Below are 17769 nucleotides of genomic sequence, written 5' to 3' on the forward strand. Positions count from 1 at the left end.
GATGCGGAACGGACCCTTCGGGGAGCGGCCGGAGGCCGGGGTGTGGCGGAGGTCAGACCTTGAGCGGCTTGATCGCGGTCGGGGCGTGGCCCGGTTCCGTGGCGATCTCCTCGAACTCGGTGACGTCGCTGATGTCGGCCGTCTTGCTCATCGAGATATTGGTGATCCGCTCGAGGATCGCCTCGACGACGACCGGGACGCGGTACTCCGCGGCGAGCTTCTTCGCCTCCTCGAAGGCCGGCAGCAGCTGGTCCGGCTCGGTGACGCGGATCGCCTTGCAGCCCAGACCCTCGGCGACCTTGACGTGGTCGACGCCGTAGACGCCCAGCTCCGGGGAGTTCTGGTTCTCGAACTCCAGGTTGACCTGGAAGTTGATGTCCAGGCCGATCTGCGCCTGGCGGATCAGGCCCAGGTAGGCGTTGTTCACCAGGACGTGGACGTACGGGATCCGGTGCTGCGCGCCGACCGCCAGCTCCTCGATCATGAACTGGAAGTCGTAGTCGCCGGACAGCGCGACGACCTGGGCCTCCGGGTCGGCGGTGGCGACGCCCAGCGCGGCCGGGATGGTCCAGCCGAGCGGGCCGGCCTGGCCGCAGTTGATCCAGTGGCGCGGCTTGTAGACGTGCAGCATCTGCGCGCCGGCGATCTGGGAGAGGCCGATGGTGGTGACGTAGCGCGTCTCCGGGCCGAAGGCGCGGTTCATCTCCTCGTACACGCGCTGCGGCTTCATCGGCACGTTGTCGAAGTGCGTACGGCGCAGCAGGGTGGCCTTGCGCTCCTGCGTGGAGCCGACCCACTCGGCGCGGTCGGGCAGCCTGCCCGCGGCCTTGAGCTCCTTCGCCACCTCGATGAAGAGCTCCAGCGCGGCCCTGGCGTCGGAGGCGATGCCGTAGTCGGGGGCGAAGATCTTGCCGATCTGGGTGGGCTCGATGTCGACGTGGACGAACTTCCGGCCCTTGGTGTAGACGTCGAGCTTGTAGCCGGTGTGGCGGTTGGCCCAGCGGTTGCCGATGCCGAGGACGAAGTCGGACTCGAGGAAGTTCGCGTTGCCGTAGCGGTGCGAGGTCTGGAGGCCGACCATGCCCGCGTTGAGCTCGTGGTCGTCGGGGATGGTGCCCCAGCCCATGAGCGTCGGGATGACGGGGGTGCCGGTCAGTTCGGCGAACTCGACGAGCAGGTCGGAGGCGTCGGCGTTGATGATGCCGCCGCCGGCGACGATCAGCGGGCGCTCGGACTCCAGCAGGAAGCCGATCGCCTTCTCGATCTGCGCGCGGGTCGCGGCCGGCTTGTAGACGGGCAGCGGCTCGTACGTCTCCGGGTCGAACTCGATCTCGGTCAGCTGGACGTCGATCGGCAGGTCGATCAGGACCGGTCCGGGACGGCCGGAGCGCATCAGGTGGAACGCCTGCTGGAAGACGCCGGGGACCTGCGCGGCCTCGAGGACCGTGGTCGCGGCCTTGGTGACGGGCTTCGCGATGGAGGCGATGTCGACCGCCTGGAAGTCCTCCTTGTGGATCACGGAGGTCGGCGCCTGGCCGGTGATGCACAGGATCGGGATCGAGTCGCCGATCGCCGAGTACAGGCCGGTGATCATGTCCGTGCCCGCCGGGCCGGACGTGCCGATGCAGACACCGATGTTGCCCGGGTGGGTGCGGGTGTAGCCCTCGGCCATGTGGGAGGCGCCCTCGACATGGCGGGCGAGCGTGTGGTCGATGCCGCCGCCCGCCTGGAGGGCCTTGTAGAACGGGTTGATCGCTGCGCCCGGCACACCGAACGCGTGGGTGACGCCTTCACGCTTGAGGATCTCAACTGCCGCGCGGGCGGCGGTCATTCGAGGCATGGGGTGCTCCTGCTTCGGCCTGTCGGATCTGGTCGGAACGGTCGGAACGGGCTCTGTCGCGCCACCTGAGAGCTTTGATTCCGCATTGTGGAAGTTCAGTTTTGCTATACGGAAGCAATGTAGGACGCGGCCGGAGACACGTCAAGGGACGTCCACGACGACGGAGTGGCCGAAGTACCTCGCCAACTCGGCGTACGTGGTGGACGATGGAGGCAGCCGAGACTATGCAGTGGGGGGCCGCGATGACCGAGAGCATGCCGGTGCGCTGCCCGCTCTGCCGCCGCGACCATCTGTACGCGCCGCCCGTCTATCCGTGCGCGTGCGGCGCCCCGATCGCGCCACCCCTGCTGCGCGCCGCCCGGCCCGAGCCGGTCATCCACCGCACCTGGACGGACGACTGGGTCACCGTCCGCTGTCTCGCCTGCGACCGGCAGGACCAGTGGCCGCAGCCCGAGCTCGGCTGTCCCTGCGGCACAGTGCTGCGCATCCCGGTCCGGCCGGTCAGCTCGCCGCCCTTCCCGGCGTCCGGCGAGAGCCCGGGCGCCGCACGGTCCCCCTCGCACCGGCCGCTGCCGCGCACCGCCGTCGCCTCCCGCCCCACCTTCCGGCCGGTGACGATCCGCACCGCCCGCGACGCGGTCACCGCGGCCGCGCTCTATCTGAGGTGGCTCGGCTTCCGCGAGGTGCTCCAGCCGGAGGTGCGGCCGGTGTCCGGCATCGACCTGCGGGGTCCCGGCGTGATCGCCCAGGTCGACCCCACCACCCGCCCCGCGACGCTCCGCGCCGTCGAATGCCTGTGGCTGAACAGCCTCTCCTCCTCGACCGCCGGCGTCTTCTTCTCCCTCGCGGGCTACGCGGACGACGCCCGCGCCCGCGCGGACCAGCTCGGGGTCCCGCTGTTCGTCATGGACCTCACGGGCTGCCCCCAGCCGGTCAACGCCGCCGCGGACGAGCTGATCGCGACCGGCGCGTAGCCGTCACGACTCCGCAGAAACCTCCGCACCTCGGCCGCGTACCTCAAAAGATGCTCAGAACCCGACTTGTCGGGCTTCGGACCACGGTGCGGACGGGAACAATCCCGGCACAGCCGTACGAACGGCTCGGGGAGGTGGGCGTGATGCCCCTCGGCATGTGGTGGTTCATCGGGGCCTGCGGGGTCTGGCTCGTCGCCGCCGCCCTGCTGCTGCGGACCCGGGAGCCGGCGCCCGACGACACCCCCGACGCGCAGACCGTCGCCCTGCTGCGCGGCGGCCCCCAGGCCGCCGTGACGGTCGCCCTCGTCGCCCTCCAGCAGCGCGGCGTCGTCACCGACGGACGGCAGGGGACCGTACGGACGGACGGCTGGGCCACCGCGATTCGCGAACCGCTCCAGCTCGCCGTCCACACCTCGCTGCGCCGCCCCGCCGCGCCGCGGACCCTGACCGCCGTGCCCCGGGTCCGCCGCGCGCTGGCCGCGCTGCACGACCGCTGCGCGCGGTCGGGCCTGCTGCGCTCACACGCCCGCTGGCACACCGCGCGCGCCCTGCTGTACGCGGTGCCCGTGACGATCGCCGCGGGTTACGCGACAACCTCCGTCACCGCGGTCCAGGTCGCGGCCTCCGTGGTCCCGGTCGTCGCCGCGGCGGCCCTGTGGTCCGTACCGCGCCGGACACGGGCGGGCCGGCGCCTGCTCGCCACGCTGTACGAGAACCACCCGCTGGAGACCCACCGTGCCGTCGGCCCGCGCGTCGTGATGTCCGTCGCCCTGCACGGCGACCGGGCCCTGGCCCTGCACCTCCCCCACTTCGCCCGCGGCGCCGGCCTGCTCCGCCGGAGCCGCGGGCACCACGGCTTCCCGCCCGACGAACGCGCCTCCGGCGGTGGCCCGGGCACCCTCGGCGGCGCGGACACCTAGACGGGACGCTGGACCCGAGGGCCATACTCGGTCCATGCGGATCAGACCGGCCGAGGAAGCCGAACTCCCTGTGCTCCAGGACATCGAGCGGGCGGCCGGCGAACCGTTCCGCGCCCTGGGCATGGCGGCGATCGCCGACGACGAGCCACCGTCCCTGGGCGAGCTGGACCGCCACCGGCGCGACGGCCACGCCTGGGTCGCGGTCGACGGTACGGGCCGGATCGCCGGCTACCTGCTCAGCGACGCCGTCGACGGCGCGGCCCATGTCGAACAGGTCTCGGTCCACCCGGACGCCGCCCGGCGGGGCGTGGGCCGCGCACTGATCGGCCGTCTCGCGGAGCACGCCCCGGCGGAGGGCCTGACGGCGCTGACGCTGACCACGTTCACCGAGGTGCGGTGGAACGCCCCGTACTACGCGCGGCTCGGCTTCCGCATCCTCACGGAGCCCGAACTGACCGACGGGCTCCGCGAGATCCGGCGCGCGGAGACCCACCACGGCCTCGACCGCTGGCCACGGGTGTGCATGCGGTGCGAGCTCTGACGGAGGGGGGCGTACCGCTCGTCCGGTACGCCGACCACCTGCACGTCGGCATCCTCAACGACGAGAAGCACCCCGCCCACCTCGCGAGACGAGGGAGGCACGACGTTGTCGGGCAGAGCGTCCCACTCAAGGCCGCCCTTGACGGGCCGTATCTGCACACGCCCGCCCAACTCGCCCATGACGATGCCGACCTTGCCGTTGGTCTTGTACTTGGCGAGGTCGCCGATTGCCGGTCTGTGCTCCTCGTGACTCCCCATGACCACGAAACTACGAGGCGCGACAATCGCCGGCCAGCCACGCTCGTGATAGTTCCCCGGCGAAGCGTCAGGAAGCGTTACGGAGCGTGGTAGTTACCCGGCAATGTCCAGGTGAGAAGCCATTTCACGCATGTCCTGCGTCAGGGTCCGCTTCCGATGGCTGAGGATGTCTCCCATGATGTAGCGGGCCATCGCCTGATGCTTCAACCACTCCGGCGACGTCTCCTTGATCCCCGTCAGCTCGTCCATCGCGTCCTGGGGCGAGCCCATGAGCACGTGCGCTCGCGCGACGTCCAGCCGGTGCCGGTCCCAGTTGTTCGGGCTCGGGCGGCCGAGCTTTTTCAGCGCCTTGCCGCCCACCGGCCCATCGTCCGCTCGACTGAGCACTCCGCGAGCATCCCCCATCAGGGATAGATCCTCGATCGCCTTCGCCTCGGCCGTCACTGGCCCGAACGTGCCCCAGTGCTCCGTGAAGTTCATGTGCTCCCGGCCGAGCGCGCTCGCAGCCGTCTTCGCCATGCGACGGGCCTCCTTGGCGACGTCCGGGCGGTTGTTGCGCACCGTAGCCGACGCCACTCGCTGAAGCAGCTCGCCCCACACGGCCAATTGGCCCGGCGTGGCGCTGGACATCCGCGGCTCGGCCTCGTCCGCCGTCACGGCGGCCAGATGCTCGGCCTCGTCGAAGCGGTCTTGCCGCAGGAGCAGCCACCCCATCCCGACGACACCGTTCGTGGCGAGCTGAATCTCGTCGGCCTCTCGGGCATCCTGAATGCCTCGTGAGAGGGCGTGATAGGCCATGTCGTAGCGCCTGACCTGGGTGAGGCGACGAGCAGCGAGATCCCGGCCTGGTCGAGCACGTACTCGAGCTCGTGGGCGCGGTAGGCCGGGTTGATGTTGACCATGATCGCGCCGATGCGGGCGGTGGCGTACTGGACCAGCACCCTCCCCCCACAGCCTTCGGCGTGGGAGGTGCCCCCATCGCGCAGTTGACGGCCCAGATCCCGACGCGGTCGCCCCTGTCCACCCCCGAGCCGAGCAGGCCGCGCGCCAACTCGTCGACCGCCGCGTCCAGTTCGGCTTAGGTCCAGTGGGTGCCGGCCGCCACGTCGACCAGGGCCTCGCGGTCCGGGTGGGCGGCCGCGGTGCGCCGGAGGTTGGCGCCGATGGTGTCGCCGAGCAGCTCGGTGGCGCTCGTGCCGTGCGCGTACGAGAGGGTCATCGCAGGTCGTCCTCCGTGTACTCGGCGGCGGAGCCCGCGGCCGTACGCTCGCGCAGCTCGATCCGGCGGATCTTCCCCGACACGGTTTTCGGCAGCTCGGCGAACTCCAGCCGGCGGATGCGCTTGTACGGGGCGAGGACGGCGCGCGAGTGACCGAAGAGCAGTTTCGCCGTGTCCGGGCCCGGCTCCCAGCCGTCGGCCAGCACCACGTACGCCTTGGGCACGGCGAGCCGCAGCGGGTCCGGCGCCGGGACGACCGCGGCCTCCGCGACCGCCTCGTGCTCCAGCAGCGCGCTCTCCAGCTCGAACGGGCTGATCTTGTAGTCACTGGCCTTGAAGACGTCGTCGCTCCGGCCCACGTACGTGATGTACCCGTCGTCGTCACGGGCGCCGATGTCGCCGGTGCGGTAGAAACCGCCGGCCATCGCCTCCGCGGTGCGCTCCTCGTCCTCGTGGTAGCCCGTCATCAGACCCACCGGACGGACCGCGAGATCCAGCGCGATCTCCCCCTCGGCGGCGCCCGGTTCGCCGGTGACCGGGTCGAGCAGCTCGACACGGTAGCCGGGGACGGGGCGCCCCATCGAACCGGCCTTGAGGAGCTGGCCGGGGCTGTTGGAGACCTGCACCGCCGTCTCCGTCTGGCCGAAGCCGTCCCTGATGGTCACGCCCCACGCGCGGCGCACGGTCTCGATGACCTCGGGGTTGAGCGGCTCACCGGCGGCGACGACCTCCCGCGGCGGCCGCTGGAGCCGGCTCAGATCGGCCTGGATCAGCATCCGCCACACCGTCGGCGGAGCACAGAAGCTGGTGATCCCCTCACGGTCCATCTCGGCCATCAGCCGGCTCGCGTCGAAGCGGGTGTAGTTGTGGATGAAGACGGTCGCCTCCGCGTTCCACGGCGCGAAGAGGTTGGACCAGGCGTGCTTCGCCCAGCCGGGCGACGAGATGTTCAGATGCACGTCACCGGGTTTCAGCCCGATCCAGTACATGGTCGCCAGGTGGCCGACCGGGTAGGAGACATGGGTGTGCTCGACGAGCTTCGGCCGCGCGGTCGTGCCGGAGGTGAAGTACAGCATCAGCGTCTCGTCGGCGCGGGTCGGCCCGTCGGCCTCGAAGGCGCCGGGGCCGGTGACCACCTCCCCGTACGGAAGCCATCCGGCGCGCTCGCCGCCGACCGCGATCCGGGTCCAGTCGCCGGGAACCTCGTCGAACTTCCCGGTGTCCTCCGCGCGTACGACGACATGCCGCACCCGGCCGCGCTCGATCCGGTCCCGCAGATCGGCCGGACCCAGCAGCGGGGTCGCCGGGATCAGCACGGCGCGCAGCTTCATCGCGGCGAGCGCGGTCTCCCACAGCTCGACCTGGTTCCCCAGCATGACCAGAATCCGGTCCCCGGCCCGCACGCCTTGCGCCCGCAGCCAGTTCGCCGCCCGGTCGGACCGTTCGGACATCTCGGCGAACGAGACCCGCGTGTCGCCGCCGTCCTCCTCGACGATCCGCAGCGCGGTCCTGTCGTTGCCCTCGGCGATGACGTCGAACCAGTCGAGCGCCCAGTTGAAGCACTCGAACCGGGGCCACTCGAAGCCGTCGTACGCGCGCGCGTAGTCCTCCCGATGCTGCAACAGAAAGTCCCGGGCCGCCCGGAACCTCTCCATGGCGCTGCCAGACGTCATATGTCCTCCTCGTTGCGGGACTCGTTGCGGGACCGGCCGTCCCCATCGTGTAATCAGTGACCTGGATCTCACCACCCCCGTACGGGGGTGTCGTCCCCGACCCGGCACCGGCAGGAGGAACCGCGCGTGAGTGGAGCCGATGAAACGGCCGAGATGCGGGCGGCGTTGCTGAGGCTGCGGCGGGTGACCGGGCTGCCCGTCGCGTTCGGCGGGCTGTCGGGCGACGGGGCGCAGTTGCGCATCGCGGAGTTGACGGGGGCGGCGACGGGGGCGCTGCGCGGGCTCGTCATCCGGCCCGGCAACGGGCTGGGCGGGAAGACGATGGCGCTGTCTCGGCCGTGTGCGGTGACGGACTATCCGTCGGCCCGGCACATCAGCCACGAGTACGACGCGGCGGTCGCGGCGGAAGGGCTCCGGTCGGTGGTCGCGGTGCCCGTCGTCGTACGGCGCACGGTGCGCGGACTGCTGTACGGGGCGCTGCGCCGGCCGCTGGTGCTGGGCGACCGGGTCCTCGACGCGGCGGTCGCGGCGGCGCGGGACGTCGAGCAGGCGCTGGCCGTGCGGGACGAGGCGGAACGGCTGCTGGCCTGCGCGGGACGGACCACCGCCGCGCCGGGTCCGGCCCCGGGGGCGTGGGAGACCGTACGGGAGGCCCACGGCGAACTCCGCGCCCTGGCGCCCCGGATCACGGACCGGGCGCTGCGGGAGGAGCTGCTTGCGGTGTGCGGGCGACTGGCGGGCGCGAACGCCGACGGGCCGGCCGGTGGGGGTGACGTGTCGCTGACGCCGCGGGAGCTGGACGTGCTCGGGTGCGTCGCGTCGGGTGCGACGAACGCGGTGGCCGCGGCGCGGTTGGGTGTGCGGCCGGAGACGGTGAAGGCGTATCTGCGCTCGGCGATGCGGAAGCTGGGGGCGCGGACGCGGCTGGAGGCGGTGGTGTCCGCGCGCCGGGCGGGGCTGCTGCCCTGAGGCCGCTGCGCGGGGCCGTACCGCGCTGGAGCGGCCCCGCGCAGCCGCCCGCGGCTACGCCGCGTCGCGGACCGCGCCGAAGCGGACCTCCGGTGTCAGTTCCGGCAGCATGCGCGCGAGCGTCCGCTCCGCCTCCTGAGCCAGTTCCGCCCGCCGCCCCCGCGTGAGCGGGCCGAACGGCTCCAATGTCAGCGTCGCCGTCTGCGCATGCTCCTCGACGCGCCAGATCCCGGCGAGGAACCCGTCCACGAGGAACGTGCGGTACGCCTGGTTGCCCTTCCAGGTGAGCGTCCTGTGCTCCACGGCCACCACCCGGCTGCGGTCCGCGTGCGAGAGCAGCAGGTTGTCGAACTCGGGCAGCAGCCGCGCCGGTGCCGGAACGTCCGCGTCGGGGCGTGGCGCGTCCGGGAGGTCGAAGAGTTCGACGCCCCGCTCGTCCCGGAACACGGCCAGCTCCGGCCGCAGCCGTTCGAACACCTCGCGCATACGGGTCAGCCCGGACCAGGTCTGGAAGTCCTTGACCGAGGCGGGGCCGAAGGCCGCGAGGTAGCGCCGTACGGTGCCGTCGGGCGCCGGGGCGGGCTCGGCGGGGCGCCCGAACCAGGCCTCCGCCGTGGTGAGCCGGACCTGGCCGCTCCTCCCCCACACGCCGCGTGGCGTGACCTGCACCAGCGGCAGCGAGCACCGGGCGGCCACGGACAGCGAGAAGGGGTCGGCGTCCGGCCAGTGCCCGGCAAGCGCCTCCCGCAGTTCCTTCATGGTCCGCGGCTCGTCCTCGACGAGCTCCCGCGCGACCTCGGCCAGCCGCCGGAGGTCCACCCCGGACAGCCCGTGCCGGAACTGCGTCAGCTCCCGGTCCCGCGCGGCCTGGACCAGAGGCCGCAGCCGCATGCAGTCGTCGGCGGTGTGGGTGTGGATGGTGGACCGCATGGTCACGAGGCGCCCGACCGCCCGGGACTCCATCAGCGCGGCGAGTTCCTCGGGCCGGAAGTCCGCCAGGCGCGCGGCGAGCGCGTAGTAGGGCGGCTTCACGTTCTGCGCCTGCAGCCCGAGCAGGTGCTCGACCGCGTCCTCGACGGTCATTTCCGCCCGGGGCACGCGCCGCAGCAAAAGCTGCCGCGCGAGGGTCGCCCGGTTCAGTGCACGGGTGCCGAGAACGGGATGTGTCGTGGTCTTCGAGGCCATGCCGGAACGCTACCCAGCCTTGCGGACAGTTTCTGTCCGCAACAGGCACCGGAGGCCGGGTGGGATCATGATGGACAGGTGACCGGCAGCGGACGGCGGGCAGGTGACAGGGATGGACGACGCAACGGAGCGGGCCGCGGACGGACAGAAGCTGCTCGACGGAATGACCGTGGACGCGCGCCGGCCGGAGCACCCGGTGCTCCTGGACGAGGACGGCCGCCCGATCAAGACCTGGCGGCAGAACTACCCGTACGAACGCAAGGTCCCCAGGGCCGAGTACGAGCGGCAGAAGCGCGTGCTGCAGATCGAGATGCTGAAGCTCCAGCGCTGGGTCAAGGACACCGGTCAGCGGCTCATCGTGATCTGCGAGGGACGCGACGCGGCGGGGAAGGGCGGCACGATCCAGCGTTTCACGGAGCGGCTGAATCCTCGTGGCGCGCGTGTGGTGGCCCTGGAGAAGCCGACGGAACGCGAGGCGACGCAGTGGTACTTCCAGCGTTACGTGGCCCATCTGCCGTCGGCGGGCGAGATCGTGTTCTTCGACCGTTCCTGGTACAACCGGGCCGGTGTGGAGCGGGTCATGGGGTTCTGCACCAAGGCACAGTACGACCTGTTCCTGCACCAGTGCCCGCAGTTCGAGCGGATGCTGATCGAGGACGGGGTCATCCTGGTCAAGTTCTGGTTCTCCGTCTCGCGGACGGAGCAACGCACCCGCTTCGCCATCCGGCAGGTCGATCCGGTGCGCCAGTGGAAACTGTCGCCCACGGACGTGGCGTCGCTGGACCTGTGGGACGACTACACCGCCGCCAAGGTGGACATGTTCCGTGCCACGGACACCGCGCACGCCCCGTGGACGGTGGTCAAGAGCAACGACAAGCGCCGTGGCCGCCTGGAGGCCATGCGCAGTCTGCTGTGGCGTGTGGACTACGGCAGCAAGGACCCGGGGGCCGTCGGACGGCCCGACCCGCTGATCGTCGGGGCGGCCGACACGCTCCTGGAGCCGGGCGAGGAGAACGCCTCCCTGTCCCCGACCCCGCTCGCCGGCCGTGCGGAGGGGCCCGGTGCCCATCCGCACGGCGAGCGCGGCAGCAGGAGCGGAGGGGAAGGCTAAACGTCCCGCCCGGCAGCGGTGTGCGAGTTGCGGCTTCCGGCCCGGCGCGGGCCCCTGGTCGGGCAGAATGCGGATATGCCTGAGTACCTTGAACTCGACTTGGCCGGCGCCGCATTACGCGTGGAACTGGCCGACGCCGGTGAGCCCGCCCCGGCCCCCGGCGGAACGCCGGAGGCGCCGGATCTTCCCGAGGGATTCGGCAGCACCACACCGGTGGCGCGCGGAGGACGGGCCGCCGCGCTCGCGACGGACGCCCTGCGGACCACGCTCCGGCCGCTCGGAGTACTCCTCGAGGAAGTGCACGGTGCCGTGACGGGCACCGGCAACCCGCCCCAGGAGCTCAAGGTCGAATTCGGCATCCAAATCGGCCAGGATCTCAAGTTGGGCATTGTCGGAACGAACGGCAAGGCGACCATGACCGTGAGTGCGACCTGGCAGCAGGGCACCACCGGACCCGCCGCGCGGTGACGATGGGCTGGTTCCGCCGACGAACGTCGCCGGGCTCACGCACCGCGCTGCTCCGCGACGACGGCGTCGGGGCCGCCGGCGCCGCCGCGCTGCTGTCCCCGCATCGCGTGCTGACATGCGCCCATGTCGTCAACGACGCGCTCGGGCGCGACCTGTTCAGCACCGATCGGCCGAAGCCGGATCGTGCGCTCGACATCGCCTTCCACGGCTCGGGCACGACCGGACGCGGTACGGCCCGGCTGGCGCTGTGGCTGCCCCCTCAGCGGCGAAGCTCGGCGATCGTGTGGGACGGCGACCTGGCCGTCCTGGAGCTGGACGAGCCCGCCCCCGACTGGACCAGACCCGTGGTGTGGCGAGAGATGGCTGAGGGGCTGGAACTGCGTGCCTGGCACGGCGGCGGTGAGTCCATCACCTACGCCGACGTCGTGGTCGGCCTCGCGGACGACGGCCACTGCTACGTGGACGGGCGTCTGGAAGGCGCCGCCATCGGGCCGGGATACAGCGGTGGGCCGCTGTGGGTCGCGTCCGACTCGACGGTCGCCGGACTCGTCGTCGCCCAGGTGATGCCGGACCGGTCGCCGCTGGGGTCCCAGTCGACGGTCCGCCGCGGTTGGGTGCTGCCGTGGCAGTCCGTACGGGACGAGCTGGCGCGCGCCGGGGCGGGCGACATACTCGGCGAATGTGCGGTCGTCTCACCGGGCCGGGACAGCCCTCAGAAGGCGTCCGGCACATCGCGGTTGCTCGTCCCCGCACTGCGAGCGCTGCTGGACGACCCGGTCAGGCGCGCCGACCACTGCCGTGTCCTCGCCGCCGGCATCGGCTGCGCGCCCCCGCCTGACGACGCCCCGTCGGCTCCCGCGCTGGACGAACTGGCGACACTGCTGCTGACCGAGGACCGGGCGATGGCCACGCTCTCCGAGTCGCTCGCCCCCACGGTCCGCGAACACCCCGGGGGCCGGCAAGCGCTGAACGGCCTGCTGGCCCTCGGCCGCGTGCAGGAGAACGTCCGGTTACTGTCCGTCGACGAGCACCAGCAACTGCTGGCCGCCCTCCGTAAGGTCACCGCGGCCGACCCCGCGCTGATTCCCCGCGCCGCCCGGGAGGCACTGCGGTTCTTGACGTTGCCCGGTCCACTGGCGTGCGCCGCCCGGCTCCCGGAGGCGGAGATCGACGGGGTTGTGCTGAGCCTGGAGGACTGTCCCGACGGCCCCGCCCCGGACGCCGGTTCCTCCCCCGTGCCTGCCCTGCTGAGGCTGGCGGCGTTCGTGGCGGCGGCAGCCGGAGCCGACTGCTCAACAGCGCTGCACAACTGGTGCGACCGGGTGGCCGGCCGGCTGGGCATCCCCCGCGCCGCCCTCGCGGAGCGGCGAGCCGATGCGGCGGCCTGGGCATCGCACCGGCCGTCACCGGTCGCCCGGATCGTCACCCGGCTGTCGGAGGCCGGACCGGACGCCCCGGGACACTACCGCTGCGCGATCCGGCTGATCCGCGGGGACGGTTCGACCACACCGGTGGCCACGCCGAACGGGCCGCTGTCACCGGAGGACATCGGCCGGCTCATACGCGACACGGCGGGCGACTGCCCGGACGCGGGAGACGACCCGGCGACTCGGGTCGACGTCGTCGTCGGACGCGACGGCCTGCAGATCCCCGTCGATGCCTGGGACACCGGCGACGAGTTCGGCGATGCCTTCCCCGAGCTGCCGGAACTCGGTGAGCTGCGGCTGCCGTTGGGCACCCGCTACCAGGTGGCGCTGCGCTGTCCGGACATGCGCCGGCGCACCCGCGACGGGGAGGGCGAGATGCGCCGGCGCTGGGCCGCCGAAGACCCCGGCGCCCTCGTCGTCGACCAGCCATCGATCACCGCCAGGCAGCTGTTCGAGCAGCTGAAGACGCCGTACCGGAACATCGCGCGGGTCGTGCTGCACGGTCCGCCGCGGCAGCGTGATCCACTGCTCGCCGTCTGCCTGGCCATGGGCGTCCCGGTCGTGCTGTGGGACCGCGCCGCCGAGTCCTTCGAGGACGCGGGCCGACTGGGCGCCATCGACCCCACCGGACCGCTGCACAGACTGCCGCAGCGGCTCCAGGATTTCCGCGCGGCCGTCTTCGGTTCCGCACAGGCATCGCCTGCCAGGCCCGCACTGGTGTGGGACGACGGCGAGCTGGCGCTGCCGGGCCCGCTGGAACTCGCGGACCCCTGACGAGGGTGCCGCACCACCGAGGACGACCCCACGAGCAAGGAGCGGACCACCGATGACGGCCCATGGACACCAGGCGCAGCCCGACGCGGGCGACGGCGGGGAGGGCGACGACTGGCGGCTGTTCCGTGGCGACGGCCGGGCCCGCAGCATCACCTTCCCGACGGCGCCGCCCTGGCGCCGCTTCGACGGCGCCGGTGCGGACGGCCCCCGGCGCGCGCGGCCGTATCTGATCGGTCCGGCGGAGGCTGACGTCGTCAACGCCGCGCTGCTCCTGCGGCGGCCCCTGTTGGTGACGGGACACCCCGGAACCGGCAAGTCGTCCCTCGCACACGCCCTCGCCCACGAGCTGTCCCTGGGCCGTGTCCTGCACTGGCCGGTCAACAGCCGCACCAACCTGCAGGAAGCCCTCTACCGCTACGACGCCATCGGCCGGCTGCGTGAGACGAACATGCGTCGCGACCCGCAGGCCGGGCACCGCGCCGCGGAGGAGGAGCCGGGCATCGGCTCGTACGTGCGCCTCGGCCCGCTCGGCACGGCGCTCGTGCCGTCCACCGTCCCCCGGGTGCTGCTCGTCGACGAGCTCGACAAAGGCGACGTCGACCTGCCGAACGACCTGCTCAACGTCTTCGAGGAGGGCGAGTTCGAGATCCCTGAACTGGCCCGGCTTCCCGAGGACCAGGCCTCTGTACGTGTGATGACCGCCGACCCCGACACCTGGACGGACGTGGAACGGGGCCGCGTGCGCTGCTCCGAGTTCCCGGTCGTCGTGATCACCAGCAACGGCGAACGCGACTTCCCACCGGCCTTCTTGCGCCGGTGCGTGAGACTGGACCTGCCGGAACCGGACGAGGACCGGCTGCGCGCCATCGTCTCGGCGCATCTGGATCCCGAAGGGACCGGCGCCGACGGCGGCATCGAGGACATGGAGGGCTCGGCTGAGCTGATGCGCGCGTTCCTGGCCCGCCGGGCCAGGGGCGAACTCGCCACCGATCAGCTGCTCAACGCCGTGTTCCTGCGCCGCGGCGGGGTCGATCTCGACGCGGAGGGCCTGCTCGACGCGGTGCTGCACCGTCTCGGCAGGACGGTGTAGCCGACGGTGCTGGAGCAGGTCCGCAACGCGCTGTCCGGAGACGACGAGGAACTCTCCGCCGAGGAGCTGCTCGACGTCCTGTGGCTGGCCGCCCGGCTGCCGCCGGCGGCGGCCACCGCACTGTCGAGACCGGCGGCCGGCGCCGTGCCTTCGGCGTCGCCGTCCGGTGGACCGGACATCGGCATCCCCGCCGGGGATGTGGCACATCCGCGCGACCCGTGCAACGAGTCCGGCCCGGCCGAGGAACCGGCCGGGTCCGCGCGTCCGCCCGCACCACGGGAGTCCCTGCACGCGGCCCCGGCTACGTCGAAGCCGCGGGCCACCAGCTCCGACCGGCCCGCCATTCCGGTGCGCGCACCGGGGATGAAGGCGCTGGGCGGCGCCGAACTGCGCCTCGGCCGGGCCCTGCGGCCCCTCAAACAATGGCGTTCGGACGCGCTGCGGACGGAACTCGACATCGAGGCGACGGTCACGGCGATGGCCGAGACGGGCCTGCCGGAGGCTGTGGTGCGCCCCGCCCGGACCCGGTGGCTCGACCTGGCGGTCCTCGTCGACGACGGTGTCTCGATGCTGCTGTGGCAACGGCTCGCAGGCGAGATCAGGGCGCTGATGGAACGCAGCGGCGCCTTCCGCCATGTGCGGGTGCACGGCCTGGACAGCCGCGGCGAGGACGGTCCGCTGCTGAGCCACCGCCCGTTCTGCACCCGCGATGCCACCTTGCCGATGTCGACGGTGCTCGACCCGTCGGGCACTACCCTGGTGCTCGTCGTCAGCGACGGCGTGGGCCGGGCGTGGCGCACCGGCAGAATGCACGCCGCCCTGCTCCGCGCCGCCGCCACCGGCCCGACGGCTTTGGTTCACGTCCTGCCGCGAGAGCTGCGGGCCGGCTCCGGCATCGGCGCGGAGCCCTGGCGGGTCACCACCCGGCGCCGGGGCGCGGCCAACCTGTCCTGGCACATCGAGGATCCGGTGCTGCCGCCGGAACTGGCGCCGTTCGACGGCGTACCCGTGCCGGTACTGGGCACCGACCCCGGTCAACTGGGTGCCTGGGCCCGGCTCGTCGGCTCCGCGGGCGGCAGCGCGGTGCTGCCGCTGCTCACCGCGGCGGGGACGGAGGCCCTCGGCGCCGAGCGGTCCGCGGCCTTCCGCGACGGCACCGGCGCGGAGGAGGCCGTGCTGCGGTTCCGCGAAGCGGCTTCCCCGGACGCGTACCGGCTGGCGGCTCATCTGGCCGCGGTGGCGCCGCTGCCGGTGCCGGTGATGCGGCTGGTACAGCATGCCGTGAGTCCGCCTGCCGACACCTCGCACCTGGCCGAGGTCTTTCTCGGCGGGCTGATGCACGGCGTCGACAGCTCCGACAGCCTGCCGCACCAGCGGACGTTCGACTTCACGGAGGAGACCCGGTCGGTGCTGCTGGGCACCGTTGCGCCGGCGGAGCTGATGCGCACCACACGGGCGGTGACGACACAGCTCACCGAACTGGCAGGGTCGCCGGCCGGTTTTCCGGCCTGGCTGCCCCATGCCCAGGGCCCGGAGCGAGTGCCGGGCAACGACCGCCGGCCGTTCGGCTGGGTGGACGAGACGGTCATGCGCAGGCTTGGGGTCGCCCCGCCGGACAGCGCGGAACCGGACCCGCCGGCATCCGGCACCGAGGAGTGGCGGGCGCTGCCAGCCGGGTTCGAGTTGCGCTCGGACGCCACGGGATGGCAGCGCATGCCAGCGACGGACCCCCGGTTCGACGGCCCCGGTGCCCCGCCTTACGAGGTGTTCGCCGAGCACCTGCCCGGCTGGTCGCGGACGGGACTGTTCCTGGCGCACGACGGCGAGGGCCGCATCCTCATACTGCGCCGCCCGGAAGTACCGTACGGACGCGAGCTGGTGGCCACGGAGGTCACCGCGCTGAAGCGGATGGACGGCGTGTACGCCCCGCGTCCGCTGGCCTGGGACACCGGCTGCGACCGCCCGTGGCTCGTGGCCGAGTGTGCACTCGACGGCCGGACGGAGACAGCGCCGGACCTGTCGTCCTTCGTCGAGCGGCACGGGGAGCTGTACGAGGACGGGCTTCTGACGGTCGCCCGCCAGTGCGCGAACGGCCTGGCCAGGGCGCACCGCAAGGGGCTGGTGCACGGTGCGCTGACAGCTCACACCGTGCTGATCGCCGGCCGTGAGGTGCAGATCTCCGGCTGGACGACCGCGACGGTGGACGGTGATGCCAGCCGGTACGGCGGCCGGCACCGGAAGGATCCCCGCTACCGGGCCCCGGAACTGTCTGCCACCGAGGCGGAGCCGACGCCGGCCGGAGACGTGTACGCCCTGGGCCGTATCCTCGTCGACGCCACGGCGGGCGTCGACGCGGAGCCGGGCTCCCCCGAGGAGCTGGTACTGCCGGTGAGTGCCGGGATCGCCGACGCGCTGCGCGCCTGCCTGGCGCCCGACCCGGCCCACCGGCCGACCGCGCAGCAGCTGCTGGCCACGTTCAACGCGTTGTCCCACGAGCGGGAGCCGTGGAAGCGCCGGTTGACGGTGACCCTCGGGCTCGATGACGACTGGGCTCCGGTCCAGCTCGATCTGGAGAGCGCCGAGCGCGGCGGCCAGGGGCCGCATCTGCTGTGCCAGGGCCGCCCGGCAAGCGTACGCAGGGACCTTCTGCACCGGGTGGTGGAGCAGCTCACGCGGGCCGGCCAGGACGATGTGGAGCTCGTCCTCGCCGACGCCGGCGGTGTCGGCGGACTGGCGCAGTTCGGCGTACGGCTGGGCGGCAATGCCTTTCTCGGGCTGGCGGAGAACCCGATGCGGCCTCTGGCCCTCGCCGAGAAGATCAATAGCGAGGTTATGCACCGCCGCAGACGGCTCGAGAGTGCCACCGCCCATCGCGACATCGGGTCGCTCGAGGCGGCGGCCCGGCGGAATCCGAATGTGCCGCACCTGCCGCGTCTGATCGTGGCCATGGACGAGGTCGACCGGATCCTGCGGCTGTCGCCGGAGCTGCGGACCACGCTGACACGGGCGGCGGAGTCGGGCGGACGGCTGGGGATACATCTGGTGCTGTTCGCCGACGCCCCGGGCCCGAACCGGCTCGACCAGAAATTGATGCGGCACGTGCGCACCCGGGTGGATCTGCTCACCAGACCCGCGTCGACCGGCCGGTACGCCGACGTCCTGCCTGACGGCGCCGTGCTCGTCCACCCGACCGCGCCCGCGCCGATCCGCTTCGGTACGGGTCACGGACCAGCGAGCGAACAGCCACCGCCTGCCGGGCGGCGCTGACTTGCCGACCCAGCGCGCACCAGACGTCGACCGGGCCGCGGAAGACTTCTGGTT

General features: G+C 72.4%; 13 protein-coding genes and 1 pseudogene. 9 read left to right on the forward strand and 5 right to left on the reverse strand.

Annotation, left to right across the window (positions count from 1 at the left end; genetic code table 11):
• Positions 1-52: 52 nt before the first annotated feature.
• Positions 53-1840: a glyoxylate carboligase gene (gene gcl / locus ACWD01_RS10480; RefSeq protein ID WP_451160156.1), complete on the reverse strand. Its 1788-nt coding sequence runs from the start codon at positions 1838-1840 to the stop codon at positions 53-55.
• A gap of 242 nt (positions 1841-2082) precedes the next feature.
• On the opposite strand from gcl, the gene ACWD01_RS10485 reads away from it, so the two are divergent.
• The 3 genes from ACWD01_RS10485 (at position 2083) to ACWD01_RS10495 (ending at position 4275) form a co-directional block, all read left to right on the forward strand.
• Positions 2083-2814: a hypothetical protein gene (locus ACWD01_RS10485; protein ID WP_451160158.1), complete on the forward strand. Its 732-nt coding sequence runs from the start codon at positions 2083-2085 to the stop codon at positions 2812-2814.
• Positions 2815-2957: 143 nt separating this feature from the next.
• Positions 2958-3734 carry a TIGR04222 domain-containing membrane protein gene (locus tag ACWD01_RS10490; RefSeq protein WP_451160160.1) on the forward strand — a complete coding sequence of 259 codons (777 nt, stop codon included), beginning with the start codon at positions 2958-2960 and terminating at the stop codon, positions 3732-3734.
• Between the two features lie 34 nt (positions 3735-3768).
• Entirely contained in the window at positions 3769-4275 is a 507-nt protein-coding gene (locus ACWD01_RS10495; protein WP_451160162.1) for a GNAT family N-acetyltransferase, read from the forward strand.
• Positions 4276-4625: 350 nt separating this feature from the next.
• On the opposite strand, the gene ACWD01_RS10500 is transcribed toward ACWD01_RS10495, so the two are convergent.
• From ACWD01_RS10500 to ACWD01_RS10510, 3 genes and pseudogenes are all read right to left on the reverse strand, one after another.
• Complete coding sequence (locus ACWD01_RS10500; RefSeq protein WP_451160304.1) at positions 4626-5330, reverse strand: hypothetical protein; 705 nt, start codon at positions 5328-5330, stop codon at positions 4626-4628.
• A gap of 20 nt (positions 5331-5350) precedes the next feature.
• Positions 5351-5751, reverse strand: a pseudogene (locus ACWD01_RS10505) (AMP-binding protein); the annotation flags it as partial.
• Positions 5748-7424 carry an AMP-binding protein gene (locus ACWD01_RS10510; protein ID WP_451160164.1) on the reverse strand — a complete coding sequence of 559 codons (1677 nt, stop codon included), beginning with the start codon at positions 7422-7424 and terminating at the stop codon, positions 5748-5750. The pseudogene ACWD01_RS10505 and the gene ACWD01_RS10510, both read right to left, overlap by 4 nt.
• Before the next feature lie 153 nt (positions 7425-7577).
• Between ACWD01_RS10510 and ACWD01_RS10515 the strand changes: the two genes are divergently transcribed.
• Positions 7578-8393: a response regulator transcription factor gene (locus tag ACWD01_RS10515; RefSeq protein ID WP_451160298.1), complete on the forward strand. Its 816-nt coding sequence runs from the start codon at positions 7578-7580 to the stop codon at positions 8391-8393.
• 54 nt (positions 8394-8447) lie between these two features.
• Here ACWD01_RS10515 and ACWD01_RS10520 read toward each other — a convergent pair whose 3' ends face one another.
• Positions 8448-9578, reverse strand: coding sequence for a winged helix DNA-binding domain-containing protein (locus tag ACWD01_RS10520; protein ID WP_451160166.1), 1131 nt, complete (start codon positions 9576-9578; stop codon positions 8448-8450).
• Positions 9579-9690: 112 nt separating this feature from the next.
• Between ACWD01_RS10520 and ppk2 the strand changes: the two genes are divergently transcribed.
• From ppk2 to ACWD01_RS10545, 5 genes are all read left to right on the forward strand, one after another.
• A complete protein-coding gene (gene ppk2 / locus ACWD01_RS10525; protein WP_451160168.1) occupies positions 9691-10689 on the forward strand; it encodes a polyphosphate kinase 2 in 999 nt (332 codons plus the stop codon).
• Between the two features lie 75 nt (positions 10690-10764).
• Positions 10765-11157, forward strand: coding sequence for a CU044_2847 family protein (locus ACWD01_RS10530; RefSeq protein WP_451160170.1), 393 nt, complete (start codon positions 10765-10767; stop codon positions 11155-11157).
• 2 nt (positions 11158-11159) lie between these two features.
• Complete coding sequence (locus ACWD01_RS10535; RefSeq protein WP_451160300.1) at positions 11160-13358, forward strand: VMAP-C domain-containing protein; 2199 nt, start codon at positions 11160-11162, stop codon at positions 13356-13358.
• Positions 13359-13410: 52 nt separating this feature from the next.
• A complete protein-coding gene (locus ACWD01_RS10540) occupies positions 13411-14448 on the forward strand; it encodes an AAA family ATPase (protein ID WP_451160172.1) in 1038 nt (345 codons plus the stop codon).
• Positions 14449-14454: 6 nt separating this feature from the next.
• The gene (locus tag ACWD01_RS10545) at positions 14455-17715 is read left to right on the forward strand and encodes an SAV_2336 N-terminal domain-related protein (RefSeq protein ID WP_451160174.1); all 3261 of its coding nucleotides are present in this window, start codon (positions 14455-14457) and stop codon (positions 17713-17715) included.
• The last annotated feature ends 54 nt before the right edge of the window (positions 17716-17769 follow it).

Source organism: Streptomyces sp. NPDC002835, from assembly GCF_053591995.1.

Coding starts and splice junctions, on each gene's coding strand:
- gcl (WP_451160156.1), bottom strand. CDS start 1,840: ATGCCTCGAATGACCGCCGCCCGCGCGGCAGTTGAGATCCTCAAGCGT.
- ACWD01_RS10485 (WP_451160158.1), top strand. CDS start 2,083: ATGACCGAGAGCATGCCGGTGCGCTGCCCGCTCTGCCGCCGCGACCAT.
- ACWD01_RS10490 (WP_451160160.1), top strand. CDS start 2,958: ATGCCCCTCGGCATGTGGTGGTTCATCGGGGCCTGCGGGGTCTGGCTC.
- ACWD01_RS10495 (WP_451160162.1), top strand. CDS start 3,769: ATGCGGATCAGACCGGCCGAGGAAGCCGAACTCCCTGTGCTCCAGGAC.
- ACWD01_RS10500 (WP_451160304.1), bottom strand. CDS start 5,330: ATGGCCTATCACGCCCTCTCACGAGGCATTCAGGATGCCCGAGAGGCC.
- ACWD01_RS10510 (WP_451160164.1), bottom strand. CDS start 7,424: ATGACGTCTGGCAGCGCCATGGAGAGGTTCCGGGCGGCCCGGGACTTT.
- ACWD01_RS10515 (WP_451160298.1), top strand. CDS start 7,578: ATGCGGGCGGCGTTGCTGAGGCTGCGGCGGGTGACCGGGCTGCCCGTC.
- ACWD01_RS10520 (WP_451160166.1), bottom strand. CDS start 9,578: ATGGCCTCGAAGACCACGACACATCCCGTTCTCGGCACCCGTGCACTG.
- ppk2 (WP_451160168.1), top strand. CDS start 9,691: ATGGACGACGCAACGGAGCGGGCCGCGGACGGACAGAAGCTGCTCGAC.
- ACWD01_RS10530 (WP_451160170.1), top strand. CDS start 10,765: ATGCCTGAGTACCTTGAACTCGACTTGGCCGGCGCCGCATTACGCGTG.
- ACWD01_RS10535 (WP_451160300.1), top strand. CDS start 11,160: ATGGGCTGGTTCCGCCGACGAACGTCGCCGGGCTCACGCACCGCGCTG.
- ACWD01_RS10540 (WP_451160172.1), top strand. CDS start 13,411: ATGACGGCCCATGGACACCAGGCGCAGCCCGACGCGGGCGACGGCGGG.